This is a genomic window from Phenylobacterium sp. CCH9-H3 (genome assembly GCF_001557235.1).
In the GTDB taxonomy this organism is placed as follows: domain Bacteria; phylum Pseudomonadota; class Alphaproteobacteria; order Caulobacterales; family Caulobacteraceae; genus Phenylobacterium.
Genome location: NZ_LSJI01000062.1, coordinates 49,182 through 65,026 on the forward strand (window position 1 = coordinate 49,182; position 15,845 = coordinate 65,026).

The 15,845-nt window shown below is 69.3% G+C and carries 15 protein-coding genes; 6 read left to right on the forward strand and 9 right to left on the reverse strand.

What is annotated here, in order from left to right:
• Together AX721_RS05710 and lgt are read right to left on the reverse strand one after the other, a co-directional pair.
• On the reverse strand, positions 1 to 1,056 hold the full coding sequence (locus AX721_RS05710; protein WP_068875057.1) for a class I SAM-dependent methyltransferase: 1,056 nt from the start codon (positions 1,054 to 1,056) through the stop codon (positions 1 to 3).
• A complete protein-coding gene (gene lgt, locus AX721_RS05715; protein ID WP_068875058.1) occupies positions 1,053 to 1,955 on the reverse strand; it encodes a prolipoprotein diacylglyceryl transferase in 903 nt (300 codons plus the stop codon). The genes AX721_RS05710 and lgt overlap by 4 nt, the downstream gene beginning before the upstream one ends.
• Positions 1,956 to 2,071: 116 nt before the next feature.
• On the opposite strand from lgt, the gene AX721_RS05720 reads away from it, so the two are divergent.
• Positions 2,072 to 2,320, forward strand: a complete 249-nt coding sequence (locus AX721_RS05720; RefSeq protein ID WP_068875059.1) for an accessory factor UbiK family protein — start codon at positions 2,072 to 2,074, stop codon at positions 2,318 to 2,320.
• A gap of 139 nt (positions 2,321 to 2,459) precedes the next feature.
• Positions 2,460 to 2,963 (forward strand): YbjN domain-containing protein, encoded by a 504-nt coding sequence (locus AX721_RS05725; protein ID WP_068875060.1) that lies wholly within the window; start codon positions 2,460 to 2,462, stop codon positions 2,961 to 2,963.
• A 16-nt stretch (positions 2,964 to 2,979) separates the two neighbouring features.
• Here the strand turns inward: AX721_RS05725 and AX721_RS05730 are convergent, their stop codons facing one another.
• Positions 2,980 to 4,908 (reverse strand): alpha/beta fold hydrolase, encoded by a 1,929-nt coding sequence (locus tag AX721_RS05730; protein WP_231733468.1) that lies wholly within the window; start codon positions 4,906 to 4,908, stop codon positions 2,980 to 2,982.
• Between the two features lie 127 nt (positions 4,909 to 5,035).
• On the opposite strand from AX721_RS05730, the gene proC reads away from it, so the two are divergent.
• Positions 5,036 to 5,830 (forward strand): pyrroline-5-carboxylate reductase, encoded by a 795-nt coding sequence (proC, locus tag AX721_RS05735; RefSeq protein ID WP_068875072.1) that lies wholly within the window; start codon positions 5,036 to 5,038, stop codon positions 5,828 to 5,830.
• Here proC and AX721_RS05740 read toward each other — a convergent pair.
• The 4 genes from AX721_RS05740 to AX721_RS05755 form a co-directional block, all read right to left on the reverse strand.
• Positions 5,827 to 6,249 (reverse strand): DUF2147 domain-containing protein, encoded by a 423-nt coding sequence (locus AX721_RS05740; RefSeq protein WP_068875061.1) that lies wholly within the window; start codon positions 6,247 to 6,249, stop codon positions 5,827 to 5,829. The genes proC and AX721_RS05740 overlap by 4 nt on opposite strands.
• Before the next feature lie 19 nt (positions 6,250 to 6,268).
• The gene (locus tag AX721_RS05745) at positions 6,269 to 7,603 is read right to left on the reverse strand and encodes an ATP-binding protein (protein WP_068875062.1); all 1,335 of its coding nucleotides are present in this window, start codon (positions 7,601 to 7,603) and stop codon (positions 6,269 to 6,271) included.
• 214 nt (positions 7,604 to 7,817) lie between these two features.
• Complete coding sequence (locus AX721_RS05750) at positions 7,818 to 8,525, reverse strand: response regulator (protein ID WP_068875063.1); 708 nt, start codon at positions 8,523 to 8,525, stop codon at positions 7,818 to 7,820.
• A complete protein-coding gene (locus AX721_RS05755; RefSeq protein WP_068875064.1) occupies positions 8,522 to 9,007 on the reverse strand; it encodes a MarR family winged helix-turn-helix transcriptional regulator in 486 nt (161 codons plus the stop codon). The genes AX721_RS05750 and AX721_RS05755 overlap by 4 nt, the downstream gene beginning before the upstream one ends.
• 92 nt (positions 9,008 to 9,099) lie before the next feature.
• On the opposite strand from AX721_RS05755, the gene AX721_RS05760 reads away from it, so the two are divergent.
• A complete protein-coding gene (locus AX721_RS05760; RefSeq protein WP_068875065.1) occupies positions 9,100 to 9,987 on the forward strand; it encodes a branched-chain amino acid aminotransferase in 888 nt (295 codons plus the stop codon).
• A gap of 47 nt (positions 9,988 to 10,034) precedes the next feature.
• Here the strand turns inward: AX721_RS05760 and AX721_RS05765 are convergent, their stop codons facing one another.
• Complete coding sequence (locus AX721_RS05765; protein ID WP_068875066.1) at positions 10,035 to 12,266, reverse strand: TonB-dependent receptor; 2,232 nt, start codon at positions 12,264 to 12,266, stop codon at positions 10,035 to 10,037.
• Between the two features lie 235 nt (positions 12,267 to 12,501).
• Here AX721_RS05765 and AX721_RS05770 point away from each other — a divergent pair, with 235 nt between their 5' ends.
• Complete coding sequence (locus AX721_RS05770; protein ID WP_068875067.1) at positions 12,502 to 14,052, forward strand: N,N-dimethylformamidase beta subunit family domain-containing protein; 1,551 nt, start codon at positions 12,502 to 12,504, stop codon at positions 14,050 to 14,052.
• A 16-nt stretch (positions 14,053 to 14,068) separates the two neighbouring features.
• Here AX721_RS05770 and AX721_RS05775 read toward each other — a convergent pair whose 3' ends face one another.
• Entirely contained in the window at positions 14,069 to 15,346 is a 1,278-nt protein-coding gene (locus AX721_RS05775; RefSeq protein ID WP_068875068.1) for an aminotransferase class III-fold pyridoxal phosphate-dependent enzyme, read from the reverse strand.
• 77 nt (positions 15,347 to 15,423) lie between these two features.
• Here AX721_RS05775 and AX721_RS05780 point away from each other — a divergent pair.
• On the forward strand, positions 15,424 to 15,845 hold a 422-nt coding region (locus tag AX721_RS05780; protein WP_197422478.1), incomplete at its 3' end, for a carbohydrate kinase family protein.

The window sequence follows — 15,845 nt, forward strand, 5'->3', positions numbered from 1 at the left end:
TCAGGCCTCCTCGAACGCCGGCGGCGTCCAGCCGGGGGAGTGGATGCAGCAGGCCTTGAACAGTTCGCCCATCTGGTCGCCGCCCACCAGCCGGTTGAGCTGGCGACCGATGACGGCGGCCTTGTCGGGACGGGCGCGGACCAGGGCCTCGGCCCGCTCGCCGATCCCGGCCCGCGCCAGGAAGGCGGCCTGGGTCAGGATGGCCGCCTCGGCCCCCGCCTTGCGGGCCGCCCCCATCACGGCCGGGAAGTCGGCGTGGACCGTGAGATCGGCTTCGCCGGGACAGGCCAGGGGATCGACCCGCTCGTGCCGGACCAGCGCCTGCAGCGTGTCGCCGAATCCGGGCTGGTCGCGCCCGTAGTCGATGAGCAGCGCCGCGCCGCCGTCCCGCGCCAGCCGCTCGCCGATCGCTGCGCCCAGAGCCTCCTGCGGCGCCGAGCGCTCGTAGACCACGCCCTCCCGGGCGTCAGGCAGGGCGACGGGCGCGGGGACGAGGCCGAAGCTCAGGCGTCGGTCGTCGGACAGCCCCACCACCTGTTCCGCCCAGCCCACAGGCGTGCGGACGAACTGGCGGACGGGCAGGCAATCCAGGAGTTCGTTGGCGACCAGGATCGTCGGCTGCCCGCCCGGAACCTCGTCCAGGGTCTGCGCCCAGCGAACGCCGTCCGGAAGCCGCGCGGCCTGCAGGGCGGCCAGGGGCTCGGACGTTTCCACCAGCCAGACGTCGGCCGCATCCAGGAAGGAGGGCAGGAGCCGTGCGGCTCGCAGCAGATCGGCCATCAGCGTGCCGTCGCCCGGACCCATCTCCACGAGGGTGAACCGCGGGGGGGCGCCCATCGCCTGCCAGACGGACATGGCCCACACGCCGATCAGCTCGCCGAACATCTGGCTCACCAGGGGCGCGGTGATGAAGTCGCCGTCCTCGCCCAGCGCCGGCCGGGTGGCGTAGTAGCCGTCCTGCGGATCATGCAGGCAGGCCGTCATGTACTGGGCGAGCGTCAGCGGCCCGGTCTGGGCGATCTGGGCCGCCAGCCGCTCGCGAAGGCGCTCGCTCACGCAGGGGTGCGGGCGGGCTGGCCCTCCGGCTCCACGCCCGCCGCGGGCAGGGCCGGGGGCAGGGGCTCGCGCATCCCGCGCCAGATCAGGTAGAGGCCGCCCAGCACCATCGGCGCGGACAGGATCATCCCCATGGTCAGGCCCAGCGGCAGGTTGTCGAGGCCGGCGTCGGGCTCGCGCACCGTCTCGATGGCGATGCGGAAGATGCCGTAGAAGAGGACGAAGATGCCCGCGATCACGCCGCGCCGGTTTCCCAGCTTCGCCCCGTGCGTAGCCCAGCGCAGGATGAGGAACAGGATCAGGCCCTCGAAGGCGGCCTCGTACAGCTGGCTCGGATGGCGGACGACCTCGCCCGCCGGGCAATAGCCGAAGGTCTCGCGGATCTGGTCGTTGCAGAAGACGAAGCCCCAGGGCAGGCCCGGCGCCTCGCGTCCCCAGAGCTCGCCGTTGATGAAGTTGGCGCAGCGGCCCAGGAAATGGCCGATGGGATAGGCCGGCGCCACCACGTCGGCGATGCGCAGCAGGTCCAGCTTGTTGCGCCAGGCGAAGATGATCATGGCGAGGGAGACGCCGATGACGCCGCCGTGGAAGCTCATGCCGCCCTCCCAGACCCGGAAGACGCTGAGCGGGTCGGCCAGGGTCTGCGAGAGGGGGGTGTAGAACAGCACGTGGCCCAGGCGGCCGCCGCCGATCACCCCGATGGCGATCCACAGGATCAGGTCGTCCATCTGCTCGGGCGTGAACGGGGCCGGACGGCGCGTCCACAGCGCCGTGTTGCGGAGCAGCCCCGTGGCATAACGCCACCCCAGCAGGATGCCCGCCACATAGGCCAGGGCGTACCACCGGATGGCGAAGGGCCCGAGCTGCACGAGGATCGGATCGATGTTCGGGAACGGCACTTCTCAGGCGACTCCTGCGTTCAGAACAGCGACTTAGAGGAGAAGGCATTCGCTTTCATCCCCCGAAGGACCATATAGACAGGCGGACGGGCCAGTTTCGGCCAAAGAAGACAAGAATGCAGACGCAGAACCCCATCCTCGACGAGATCGCGAAGCTCAGCACCGCCGCCATGGGCCTGGCCCAGGCCGCCGGCGAAGAGGCGAAGGCCGCTTTCCGCAGCCAGACCGATCGGCTGGTCGCGGAAATGGACCTGGTGCGCCGGGAAGACTACGACGCGCTCAAGGCCGAAGTGGCCGCGCTTCGCCAGGAAATCGAGGCTTTGAAGGCCGCGAAATCGCCGCGAAAGGCCGCGAAAGGCTCGTGAGAACACTGCACGCCACGCGAAAGCTGTTCGCGTGTCGCAAGAACCCGGTGACACTGACCTCGAGAAACGGTCTAGGGTCCTTCATGCGGACGATTCGGGGGCGGCGTTCCGCTCTCCGTCCGAGTCATAAGGGGTCGTAATGGACACCTCCCAGACGGACGAAAACGTCGTCCTGACGAACGACCCCCTCGACGTCGTCGAGCATGTGCTCACCGCCGAGAATCTGCCTTTCGACCGCACCGAGGACGGCGACCTCGCCTTTACCCTCGCGGGCGACTGGAAGGATTACGAGCTCTGGTTCGCCTGGCGGCCGGAGGGCGACACCCTCCAGCTCTGCCTGTCCATGGACCTCGCGGTGCCCAAGGCGCAGCGCCAGACGGCGCAGGAACTGATCGCCACGATCAATCCGCGCGTCTGGCTCGGCCACTTCGAACTGTGGGACGAGGGCGAGATCATCTTCCGGCACGGCATGGCGCTGATGGCCGGCGAACAGCCCAGCCTGGCGCAGGCCGCGGCGATGATCGACGTGGCGGTCGAGGCGGCGGACCGCTTCTTCCCGGCCTTCGACTTCCTCCTGCGCGGCGCCAAGACCCCGCAGGAGGCCATCGCCGCCTGCATGTTCGAGACGGTCGGCGAGGCCTAGAAGGCTTCCCTCCCCATCAAGGGAGGGAAAGCACCTTCTTCAGGAACACCACCTCGGTCGCCCGCACGGCTTCCTGGTTGGCCTTCTTGTAGATGCCATGGCCCTCGTCCTTGGCCAGGACGTACCAGACCTCGGTCCCCTGGGCCCGCAGCTTGGCGACCATCTGCTCGGACTCGGTGCGCGGCACCCGCGGGTCGTTGGCGCCCTGGAAGACCATCATGGGCTTCTTCATCCGCTCGCTCATGCGGATCGGGGCGATGCGGTCGAAGACGGCGCGCATCTTCGGGTCCCGCTCATCGCCATACTCGGCCCGGCGATTGTCGCGCCGGTAGCCCTCGGTGTTCTGCAGGAAGGTGACCCAGTCGGAGATGCCGTAGAGGTCGATCGCCCCGGCGATCCGGTCGTTGTAGTGGCCCGCCACCGCCAGGACCATGTAGCCGCCATAGGACTGGCCGACCACAGCCACCCGGCTGGCGTCCAGGTCGGGCTGCGTCGCCACCCAGTCCAGCAGGGCGCCGATGTCCTTGACCGAGTCCTCGCGCTTCTCGGCGTTGTCGAGGCCGAGGTAAGTGCGGCCATAGCCGGAGGACCCGCGGACGTTGGGGATGATCACGGCCGCGCCCAGCTCGTTCACCCACGACTGCCGCCGCGGGTTGAAGTTCGGCTGCTCCTGTCCTTCCGGGCCGCCGTGGATCTGGATCACCACCGGCAGCTTGCCGGCCTTCGCGGCCTTGGGCTTGTAGATGAAGGCCGGGATCTGGCGGCCGTCGAAGGTCGGGTAACGGAACAGCTCGGGCTCGACGAGCTTGGCGGGATCGAGGCCGCCCAGCTCGCTTTCCGTCCAGCGCACGAGCTGGCCGCTTTTCAGGTCATAGCTCCAGACATCCCCGGAGCTGGTGGAGGTGGACAGGCTGAGACCGATCTTCGATCCGTCCGGCGAGAACTTGGCCGCGGTCAGCACCCCTTTGGGCAGCTTCGGCCCCGGCAGCACCTTGCCGGTCGCCACGTCCCGCAGAACGAGGGTGGAATAGCCCTCCTCGTTGACCCATAGGGCCACGGTCTTGCCGTCGGGGCTAACGTCGAAATCCTCCGAGCCCCATTTGGCCCCCGGCTCGAGGTCGCGGAGCTTCCCGGACTTAATGTCGATCACCACCGGCCGCGTATGCTCCGCGCCGTCGTCCGAAAGCGTAAGGACCGCGGCGCCGCCATCGACGAAGGCGCCGCCCTGATAGGCCGCTTTCCGCTTGGGCCCGATCTGGGTCAGCTTGCCGCTGGCCACGTCCAGGGTGAACAGCTCGACCTGGGTGGAGGACTGGTAGCGGTTGACCAGAATGGTCTTGCCGTCCGCCGTGATGTCCTGCGGCGACATCGAGCCCGTGCCTTCCAGCACCGTCCTGCGGCTGGCCGGATTGGAGGGATCGGCCACGACGATGTCGTAGTTGGGATCGCCTGGCGTGACCTGGGCCCAGGCGACCGTCTTGCCGTCGCGGGTGAAGACGAAGGCCTGGTTGCGGGTGTTCGGCGCGGTTAGCTGGGTCTCGGCGCCCGCCAGGTCGCGCAGGTAGGCCTGGTAGTATTCCGCACCGCCCACGTCCCGCGGATAGAGGTATGTGGACGTACCGGGGCGGACCCGCGCCACGCTGATCGGCTCGCTGAAGAAGGTCAGCTGCGTGCGCGCCGCGCCAGGGCTGGCCACGCGGTGGATCTGGTTGGTGTCGCCGAAACGGGTGGCGATCAGCATGGAGCCGTCGGGCAACCAGTCCTCGAACACCGCCGAGCGGGCATTGTAATAGGGCGCGAGCGCGGCCTGCAGCGCGGGCGGCGTGGGCGGCGCGCCGTCATAGACGATATTGCCCACCTCGCGCCGGGCCGTCTGGCCGAGGGCCGACGACCCCAGGGCCAGGGCCATGACCGTTCCGAACAGCAGCGCACGCGACGTCTTCACCAGCAACCCCCAAGGCAATCCAGGATGGCGCGAGGCAAGCGCGCCCGGGCTCCGGCGTCAATCGGAGTCGGCGGACCATCGTTCGGGGTTTTGCGCCGGAGCGGGGTCCGCTAAGGCTGCCCGTATGATCACGCCGATCCTGATGCTGGGCGCCGGGCGCATGGGCGGCGCCATGACCGAGGGGTGGCTGGCCGCCGGCGCCTTCGCCGCGTCCGACCTGATGATCCGCGATCCGAACCCAGGGCCGGCCGCGAAGGCCGCCGAAGCCGCCGGGGCCGTTCTCAACCCGCCCGACGCGGGCCTGGCCCGGGCGCGGACCGTCGTGCTGGGCGTGAAGCCCCAGGTCTGGCGCGAGGCGGCGGCGGAAGTTGCGCCCTGGCTCGGGTCGGGCGCGATCGTCGTGTCCATCGCCGCTGGGGTGAAGGCGGCCGACATCGCGCGGGAATTCGGCGGCCGCTGCGTGGCGCGGGTGATGCCGACGACGGCGGCGGCCATCGGTCAGGGGACGGCCAGCCTCTACGCCGACGAGCCTGAGGCATTGGCCCGCGCCCGCGCCCTGTTCGAGCCGCTGGGCGCGGTGGTGGCGCTGACCGACGAGAACCTGATGCATGCGGCGACGGCGGTGTCGGGTTCGTCGCCGGCCTATCTTTACGCATTCATCGAGGCGCTGGAGGCGGCGGGCGCCGCCGCCGGCCTGTCGCCGCAGGACGCCCAGCGGCTGGCGCGCTCCACCCTGACGGGGGCCGCGGCCCTTCTGAATCGGACCGGCGAAGACCCCGCCGAGCTGCGCCGACAGGTGACGTCGCCCGGCGGCACGACCCAGGCGGCGCTGGACGTCCTGCTGGCGAACGGGGCGCTGCCCGACCTGATGCGCGAGGCGGTGGCGGCGGCCGTGCGCCGGTCGAAGGAGCTGGGCGCCTAGCTGCGCCGCCAGGTCTGGGCCTGACAGATCACCGCGATGCAGCCTTCGACCTTCAGCGTACCGTTGGGATTGACGCTCAGCTTGCTGTCGTAGGTCTTGCCAGCCTGCGGGTCGTAGATCTTGCCGCCGGTCCACTTGCCGGGCGCCGCGGGCTTGAACCCGTGCAACATGGGCAGGCCCATGATCGGGCGGGCCTTCAGCTTGGCGTCAGGGTTGTTGGCGTCGGTCGCCTTGGCGTCGGCGGGATTCTTCAGCCACGAGATGTTTCCGCACATCCTGCCGGGCTGGGTGGCGCAAGGTCCGATCCGGACCTTGGCGGTCCCGGCCTGGGTCAGCCACTCGCCCTCGACGGGATCGGCGGCGAAAGCGGGCGCGGCGGCGGCCAGCGCGAGGCCGGCGGCGATGACGAAAGCGCGCATCGTAGAATTCCCTGGATGTTTATCCCGGCAGCCTGACCATGGCTCGTAGCCCGCCCAGCGGCGAACGGTCCAGCACGATATCGCCCCCGTGGCCACGGGCGACGTCCCGCGCGATGGCCAAGCCCAGGCCCACGCCCTTGGTGTTCTGATTGCGGCTCTCGTCCAGGCGCGCGAAGGCCTTGAACGCCTCCTCCCGCTGATCGGCCGGGATGCCGGGACCGTCGTCGTCCACGGTGATCTCCAGGCCGCCGTCGGGCGCCCGGCGGGCGGCCACCGCCACGTGCTCGCCATGCGCGGCGGCGTTCATCACCAGGTTGGAAAGGGCCCGCTTCAAGGCGCTGGGCCGCGCGGTGGCCGTCAGGTCATCGTCCGCGGCCACATCGACCTGCGCGCCGAGGCGCCGGGCGCCTTCGCTCACCGCCTCGATCAGCGGGCGCAGCTTGACGGGCTCGGCGGCCTCTCCACCCTCCCCACGGGCGAAGGCCAGGTACTCGTCGATCATGTGCTCCATCTCGCTCAGGTCGCGCTTCATGTCGGCGGTGCGCTTGGTCTGTTCGGACAGGGCCAGGGTGAGCTTCAGGCGGGTGAGGGGCGTGCGCAGGTCATGGCTGACCGAAGCGAGCAGGGCGGTGCGCTGTTCGATATGGCGCTGGATGCGCCCGCGCATGGCCAGGAAGGCGGTCGCCGCGGCGCGGACTTCGCGCGCGCCGTGCGGCTTGAAGGCGGGCACGTCGGCCCCCCGCCCGAACGCCTCGGCGGCGTCGGCCAGCCGTTCGATGGCCCGCACCTGGTTGCGGATGAAGAGCAGGGCGATAGCGGTGAGCAGGACGGTCGCTACGGTCATCCACAGGACGAAGATGTGCCCCTGGGTGGCGAAGGCGCGGTCGCGCGGCGCCAGCACCCGCATCACCCCGCCCTGCACCCCGACCCGGATGTCCACGTAGGCGGGGTAGCGGGTGGTGTCGAACCAGAAGGGCGCATCGAGCCGCTCGCTCAGCGCCCGGTCCAGCGAGCGGTCGATCGGGGCGAAGAAGGCCTCCAGCAGCACGGGCGGATCGCGGCGGCGCAGGGGCAGGCTGCGGCCCGGCTGCAGGGCGATGGACAGGCCCATGGAGTCCTCGGCGCGCTGGCTGAGCTTGGCGAAGCTCTCCGGCGTCGGGTCTTCCCGATAGCTCTCGACGGCCCAGGCGATGTCGCCGGCAAGCCCTTCGGACAGGCGCGCGGTCACCGTCTGCCAGTGGGCGTCGAAGAAGACGTAGGTCACCGCGATCTGCATCAGGGCGACCGGCAGGACGATGATCAGCAGCGAGCGTGCGAACAGCGTCGACGGCAGCCGCCGCTTCATCCAGCGCATGAGCACGCGCGTGGAGGAGGGGAGTTTCACGTGCTCGCTCCTCCCCTGTCGCGAAGACGGCGGGGGGGGTGGCGCGAAGCGCCGGAGGGCGCGCAAAGCCGCCCCCCCGGAGCCGGCCGCCTCACGCCCCCTCCGTCTCGCCGCTGCGCGACGATCCACCTCCCCCGTCGTCTGCGCGACAGGGGAGGAGCTGGAAAGGTCGTGCTTCGTCCCATCAGTCGGGCGCCAGGCGATAGCCGACGCCGCGGACGGTCTGGAGATAGCGGGGCGCCTTGGGGTCGTCCTCGATCTTGCGGCGCAGGCGGGTGACCTGCACGTCAACGGCGCGGCCGGACGGGTCCACCGAGCCGCGCGCGAGCTCCAGCCGGTCGACCGGTTCGTGCGGGGTGCGGGCGAGCTGGCGCAGCAGCGAGACCTCGGCCTCGGTCAGGCGCACCGGCTCGCCGGCGCAGGAGAGTTCGCCGCGGTCGGCGTCGAACTGGCAGCGGCCCAGGGAGAGCGCGCCGCCGGCCGGCTGGCGGTCGCTGGCGCGGCGTAGGATCGCCTCGATCCGCAGAAGCAACTCCTCGGGCTCGAACGGCTTACCCAGATAGTCGTCGGCGCCCAGCTTCAGGCCCTCGATCCGGTCGCCCGACTCGGTCTTGGCGGTCAGCATCAGCACCGGCGTGCGCCCGGGCGTGCCCCTCTGCTCGCGCAGCCACCGGGTGAGGGAGAAGCCGTCCTCGCCCGGCATCATCACGTCGAACACGGCCAGGTCGAAATCGAGCGTGGCGAGGAGCCGCCGGGCCGGCGCACCGCCCGCCGCGGCGGTCACGCGGAAGCCCGCGCGGGTCAGGTATTCCTTCAGCAGGTCGCGGATGCGGTCGTCGTCGTCGACCACCAGCAGGTGCCGGGCGCGGGGCGGGGCGTCCGAAAAGCTCATGGGCGTCCTCCGCCGGGGGTTCGCATCCGGCCGCCGGCCATCGCCGCCAGTATGGCGCGCGCGCCGGCCACGCCGTCCAGTCCGCCGATGCGATAGGCGCGGGTGAGCTGGCTGCGCAGGCGCTCGCTGATGGCGCTTTCGAAGGCCTCCCCGCGGGGCGTCAGGGCGGCGGAACGCCGACGGCCGTCCACGTCGCCGGCCTGCTTTTCCACCAGACCCTTGGCGGCCAGATCGACGAGGATGCGGCTGGCCGCCTGCTTCGACAGGCTGGTGAGGTGCGCCAGTTCCTGCACGCCCACGCCCGGTCGGCGGCGCAGCAGGAAGGCGGCGCGCCAGTGGGAGCGGCCCAGGCCCAGGGCCTCGGCCTCCAGTCCTTGGTCCACGGCCGCCCAGAGCGACGCCTCGGCCAGCAGCAGCAGCTCGAGCCCGGCGTCCAGTTCGTCCTCCCGCAGGATCAGGCGCGGATCGGCCGGCGCGCTCATGCCGCCGTCACCGAGCAAGGGCGGTCCAATTTGTTTGACGCGGGGCGGCCGGGGCGTTTCAAGAGGCGCACTGAAAAGGACGATATTTCCCCATGGCTCTTGTTCCCTTCGACGACCGCGACGGCTGGATCTGGATGGACGGCGAATTCGTGCAGTGGCGCGACGCGAAGGTGCACGTCCTGACGCACGGCCTGCACTATGCGTCGGCCGTGTTCGAGGGTGAGCGGATGTACGGGGGTGAGATCTTCGAGCTGACGGCGCATACGGAGCGGCTGTTCGAGTCCGCGAGGATTCTGGACTTCGAAATCCCGTTTACGGTGGCCCAGATCGACCAGGCCTGCAAGGACACCTGCGCCAAGAACGGCCTCACCGACGCCTACGTCCGACCCATCGCGTGGCGGGGTTCGGAGATGATCGGCGTCTCGGCCCAGAACACCAAGATCCATGTGGCCATCGCAGTCTGGGAGTGGCCCAGCTATTTCTCGCCCGAGGAAAAGGCCAAGGGCATCCGCATGTGCTGGGCCAAGTACAAGCGCCCCAGCCCGGAAACCGAGCCGGTCCACGCCAAGGCCACCGGCCTCTACATGATCTGCACCATCTCCAAGCACGCCGCCGAGAAGGACGGTTTCACCGACGCCATGATGCTCGACTATCGCGGCTATGTGGCCGAGAGCACCGGTTCGAACGTCTTCTTCGTCAAGGATGGGGCGATCCATACGCCCAAGCCCGACTGCTTCCTGAACGGCATCACGCGCCAGACGGTGATCAAGCTGGCCCGGGAGAAGGGCTTCGAGGTGATCGAGCGCCACATCAAGCCGGAGGAGCTGTCGGGCTTCACCGAGTGCTTCGTCGTCGGCACGGCCGCCGAGGTGACCCCGGTCTCGCAGATCGGCGAGTACAGCTTCACGCCGGGCGCCCTGTCGCTCAGCCTGATGGACGACTACGCCAAGCTGGTCCGCCGCGAGCTGGTGGCCGCCTGACCCTCGTCAGCCCCCGGCGCGTTTGCGCCGGGGGCTGCTGGTTTGCCTCAGTACCGGTAGCGCAGGAAGACGCCGAGGCTGCGCGGACGGTTCAGCGTCAAGAGGTCGACGCCCAGGCTGTCGATGTTCGAGATCGACACCTTGTAGGTCTTGTCGAACAGGTTGCGCGCGAAGACCCCGGCCTCGATCGTCCCGTCGGGCGAGATCCACGAGCCTTGCGCCCCCGCCACCCACACCGCGTCCTGCGACAGGCGCTCGGCGTTGGAGTTGTCGAAGTAGATCTTGGACGAATAGGCGGCATCCACCGTCCCGTTCAGGCGTGCGCCCGAGGCCAGGGGGTGGCTGTAGGTGGCCGCCACGTTGAACGTGACTTTCGGCGACTGCGGCAGGCGGTTGCCGGTGTAATCCTGGCCCTCGGAGAGGTAAGTGCCGAACTCGGCGTGCAACAGCGACAGGCCCGCGTCGATGCGCAGGTTTTGGGTCAGGCGGGCCGACCCCTCGACCTCCGCGCCGTAGACCTTGGAGCTGGCGGCGTTGTCGAGCACCAGCACCGTCAGGCCGTTGCGCAGCGCCTGGGCGAACACCTGCTGGTCCTGGTAGTCGTAGTAGAAGGCCGACATGTTCAGCCGCACGCGGCGGTCGAACAGTTCCGACTTCAGGCCGACCTCGTACGAGTCGAGCTTTTCGTTGTCGTACGGGATCAACTCCTCCGGCGTGGTGGCCAGGCCCCCGAAGAAGCCGCCGCTCTTGTAGCCCCGGTTGTAGGTCGCATAGACGCTGGCGTCGTCACCAAGCTCGTAGCGCAGGCCGAGGCGCCCGGACCAGGCGGAGAAGGTCTTCTTCTGCTTGGAGGTCAGCAGGACAATCAGGCCGCCCTCGGCCTGGCTCTGGTAGTCGAAGCTCTTCTCGTCGGCCGAGTACCGCAGGCCGACGGTGGCGGTGAGCCGGTCGGTCAGGCTGTAGTCTGCCTGGCCGAAGATGGCGTAGCCCTTGGTCTTCTGCGTGTACGGATAGCTGAAGGTCGCAACGCTGTTCTCCAGGCTGAAGCCGTCCGGGAACAGCGGTCGCAGGTCGCGCAGCACGTCCTGGGTCGAGGCGTCCTTGACCGTCTCGTCGAGGTAGTAGCCGCCCAGCACCCACTTCAGCGGCGAGCCGGCGCTGTCATTCGACTGAATCCGGAGTTCCTGGGTGAACTGGCGCTGGCGGGCCAGGTAGTTGATCTCCAGCATCTGAAGGGGGCTGGAGTCGGTGTTCTCGAAGGCGTTGCGGTGGGCCCACGACCAGGCGGTCACCGAGACCAGCGACACGGACCCGAGGTTCCAGGTCATGTTCGCCGAGGCGCCGAACAGGTCGATCTTGTCCTTGCCCTCCTGGTTGGCGTCGAGGGCGCGGTTGTCGCGATCGGTGTCGACGTAGCCCAACAGGTCGCTGCAGTCGGCCGTGCCATAGTAGGCCGGGGCGCAAAAGCCGCCGGCCCCGACTGCCGCCGCCGTGGCTGGGAACAGCGCCCGGTGCTGCGGCTGGGTCGCATCGCCCCGGTTCACGAAGCGGCTCACCTGGAACAGCGCCTCGAAATCGGAGGTGGGCGTGTAGAGCGCCGACAGGCGCAGGGCCCAGTAGTCGGTGTCGTTCACGTCGTGGCCGGTGACCCGGTTGTAGGTGTAGCCATCGTCCCTGACATACTGGGCCGCGGCGCGCACGGCGAGCTTGTCCGCGATCACCGGGCCCCCCACGGCGCCGCTGAGGTTCAGGGCGTTGTACGTCGCATACTCGGCCGAGGCTTCGGCGGCGAAAGACTGGGTCGGGCGCTTGGTGGTGATGTTCACCGCCCCGCCGTTGGTGTTGCGGCCGTAGAGGGTGCCCTGCGGCCCGCGCAGGACCTCGATCTGGCCGATGTCGAAGAACCCAGCCATCTGGGCCAGGGGCGATCCGACGTAGACGCCGTCCACATAGATCCCGACGCCGGCCGAGGAGTTGGGATTGAAGTCGCTGAGGCCCACCCCGCGGATGAAGATCTTGGGGTTGGCGGCCGCGTCGCCGCTACTGACGCGCAGGCCGGGAGCGAGGTTGTTCAGGCCGGTGACGTTGGTGACGCCGCGCTCCTGCAGCGCCTGGCCCGACAGGGCGGTCACCGAGACCGGAACGTCCTGCAGGTTCTCGGACCGCTTCTGGGCGGTGACGACGACCTCCTCGATGGTGGCCTCGCCACCGTCCTGCGCCATCGCGGCGCCTGCCGAGAGGGCGAACGCGGCGCAGCTCGCAAACAAAATCGATCTCATATTCATCCCCTGACGTGTCGATCGCGCGACCATTCTTATACGGTAGTAAAAGCTATATAATGCAAGAGGGGAGCACTGCGCTGTGGCCTCGCCGCCTCACTTGCTCAAAATCGCGGCGTGGCGCGCGGGCGAGGGGCAGCCGACGTGGGTCCCGCCATAACCTCGCTCGGCGCTCGACCTTCGGGGGCTGAGACGGTAATAAAAACTACTTTTACAGATCCGCGCGAGGACGCCCATGCTGGCCTGCTACACCGATCGCCTGAGCGTCCGTCCCGGAGAGCGGTTCGCGCTGCATGCCAGCGCCTCGAACGGGCCCTGCCGGCTGCGGATCGTGCGCGTGGGCGCCGAGCGGCATGAGGTGTTCGCGAGCGACGGCCTGGACATCGAGGAACAGCCGGTTCCGCCCCACGTGGACCGCGATGGCTGTGGCTGGCCCGCCACCCTGGAGGTCGAGGTGGGCGTCGACTGGACGTCCGGCTACTACGACATCGTCCTGACCGACGCGTCCGGCGCAGAGGCGCACCACTTCGTGTGCGTGAAGGCGCCGGCCGGCCGGCCGGGCTCGACCGCGGTGCTGGTCCTGGCCACCAACACCTACCATTCCTACAACTGGTGGGGCGGAGCGAACGCCTACTCCAACGTCACCGGCCTGATGAACGGCTCGGTCTCCTTCGCCCAGGCGATGGACGAGGCGATCGGGGTGCTGTCGACCCAGCGGCCCTTCGCCCCCCTGATCGTGGCCCCGCCGGAGGGCGCGCCCCGCCTGGTCAACATGCGCAAGCGCGGATTCGAGGAAAAGCCCTGGGCCAGCGACCATGCCTGGATGGTCGAGCATCGCGCCTCGCCATACGACGGCTCGGCCGGCTTCGTGCACAAGTGGGAGCACGCCTTCGTCGCCTGGGCCGAGGCCCAGGGATATGCGCTGGACTACGCGACCGACTACGACCTGGAGGTCGAGCCGGACCTGCTGGCGGGCTACCAGTCGGCGTTCTTCGTGGGTCACAGCGAATACTGGTCGGGCGGCGAGCGCGACCAGGTGGAGCGGTTCGTCGACGCCGGGGGGCGTATCGCGATCCTGTCCGGCAACACCTGCTTCTGGAAGGTGCGCTGGGAGAACGGCGGCAAGACCTACGTCTGCCACAAGTGGAAGGGCTTCGAGGCCGAGGACGTGCCGCCGGAACAGGCGACGCACCTGTGGTCGCACCGCGCCTTCGGACGGCCGGAAGCCGAGCTGACGGGCCTGAGCTTCGTCTTCGCCGGCTATCACCGCCTGGGCATGTGCGTGGCGCGAGGGCAGGGCGGCTTCACGATCTACGACGACAAGCACTGGGCGCTGGAAGGCTCGGACCTCTTCTACGGCGACGTGATCGGCGGCGACCTGCCGCTGATCGGCTACGAGAGCGACGGCTGCCGCTTCACCTTCGATGACGGCGGCCTGCCGCGCGCCGTGCCGATGCTGGGCGTGCCGGAGAACCTGGAGATCATCGGCTTCGCGCCCTGCGCCTTCGGCGAAGAGGCGGGCCGGGGCTACAACCCGATCATTCCGCCCGAGAAGCTCGACGTCATCGCCGACGTCATCTTCGGCGAGAGCAGCCCGGAGGCCCAGGCGAAGGTGCTGCGCGGCCACGCCGTACTGGCCAGTTTCAAGCGGGGAGCGGGCGAGGTGTTCAACACGGGCACCACGGAATGGGCGCACGGCCTGGCCGCGCGCGATCCGTTCGTCGCGGTGATCACCCACAACGTTATGCGCCGCTTCGGCGTCAGCCGGCCGGGCGCGCCCGCCTGAGCGGGCGCCTCCGCGTTCAGGCCTCCAGCATCTGGTGCATGAAGGCCAGCTTCGCCGGCGCTTCCAGCGGGCCGGCGGCCTTCAGCAGCTTGAACGCGTCGTCGGCGGCTTCGACGCTGAAGTCGATATCCGCCTCGGTCATGGCGGCGCAGATGAACATGTTGTGCCAGGGGTGGAAGTAGACGCCTCGCTTGATCAGGGCCTGGTTCCAGAAATAGGCCTTCGCCAGGGTCGGGTCGTCGTCGACCATGATCAGCGGCATCTCGGCCGGGCCCGTCTGCCGCATGGCGAAGCCGTGGCGGCCGGCGACCTCGTCCAGGCCCGAACGCAGCCGCTGGCCCAGCACCTGGGTGCGCTCCAGGTAGTCGGTCTCGCGGATCAGCTTCAGCGTCGCCAGCGAGGCGGCCATGGGCGCCGTGGAGAACCAGTACGAGCCGGTGACATAGATCGTCCCCGCCGCCATGCGGCAGACGTCGGCGCCCAGCAGGGCCGAGATCGGGTGGCCGTTGGCGATCGCCTTGCCCCAGCTGGACAGGTCCGGTTTCACCCCCACCAGCGACCAGCTGCAGTCGCGGGCCAGGCGGAAGCCGGCGCGGACGTCGTCGACGATCAGGAGAGCGCCCCGCTCGTCGCAGAGCTCGCGGGCCCGGCGGGCGTATTCGATGGTGGGCAGTTCCTGGTCGACGAAAGTGTCGTGCTTGATCGGCGAGGCGAAGATGGCGGCCAGGTCGTCGCCAGCCTCGCGCACCGCAGCCTCGAGGCTGTCGACGTCGTTGTAGTCGTAGAAGATCTGATTGGCGCGATCCGAGGGCGTCACCCCCTTCTTCAGCGGCGTGCACCAGGGCGCCGCGCCGTGATAGGCGCCGCGCGCCAGGACGATGGTCTTCCGCCCCGTGTGATTGCGGGCCACCATCATGGCCATGGTGGTGGCGTCCGTCCCGTTCTTGCAGAACATGGCCCAGTCGGCGTGGCTGACCTGAGCGACCATGGCCTCGGCCAGTTCGACCATCGCCTCGCCGGGGCCGGTCATGGTGTCGCCGGTGCGGACGCGCTCGATGTAGGCGTCGTCGATGGTCTTGGTCCCATAGCCGAACAGGTTGGGGCCATAGCCGCACAGGAAGTCGACGTAGCGGTTGCCGTCCACGTCCCAGAGATAGGCGCCCTCGGCGCGACCGAAGAACTGCGGATAGTCGTCGGGCAGCAGCATGACGGACTGGTGGCCGTACATCCCCATGGGGATGACCGCCTGGGCCCGCTCGGAAAGGGCTTTGTTCCTGCTGTTGGTCCAGGTCATGATCGCATCCCATAGAAAGATAGTTTTGACTACCTTATCGGCTCGCGGCTAAAGATCAACAGACTGAGGAGGGCGCCATGGGCATGGGCTTGGTTTGCATCGGGCTGACGACGCTGGACGTTGTCGCGAGGCCCATCGACGCCCTGCCGCAGGGCGAGGGGACGACCCTGATCCAGGGCATCGGCGTCGCGCCTGCCGGAACGGCTGCGGGGGCGGCCATGGTGGCCGCGCGCCTGGGCCTCCAGACCCGGCTCGCGGGCTCGGTGGGCGGCGACCTGACGGGACGTTTCGTGCGGATGGCGCTGGAGGACGAGGGCGTCGGCACGGATCTCCTCGAGACCATCACAGGGATGCCGACCTCGACCACCGTGCTGGCGGTGGATTCGAACGGGCGGCGCCCAAACTTCCACGCCCTGGGTGCCGGGATGTTCGCGCCCACGGGCGAGGCGGTGAAGGCGGCCGCGGCCGGTTCCGCTTTCCTGCACTACGGCGGGATCGG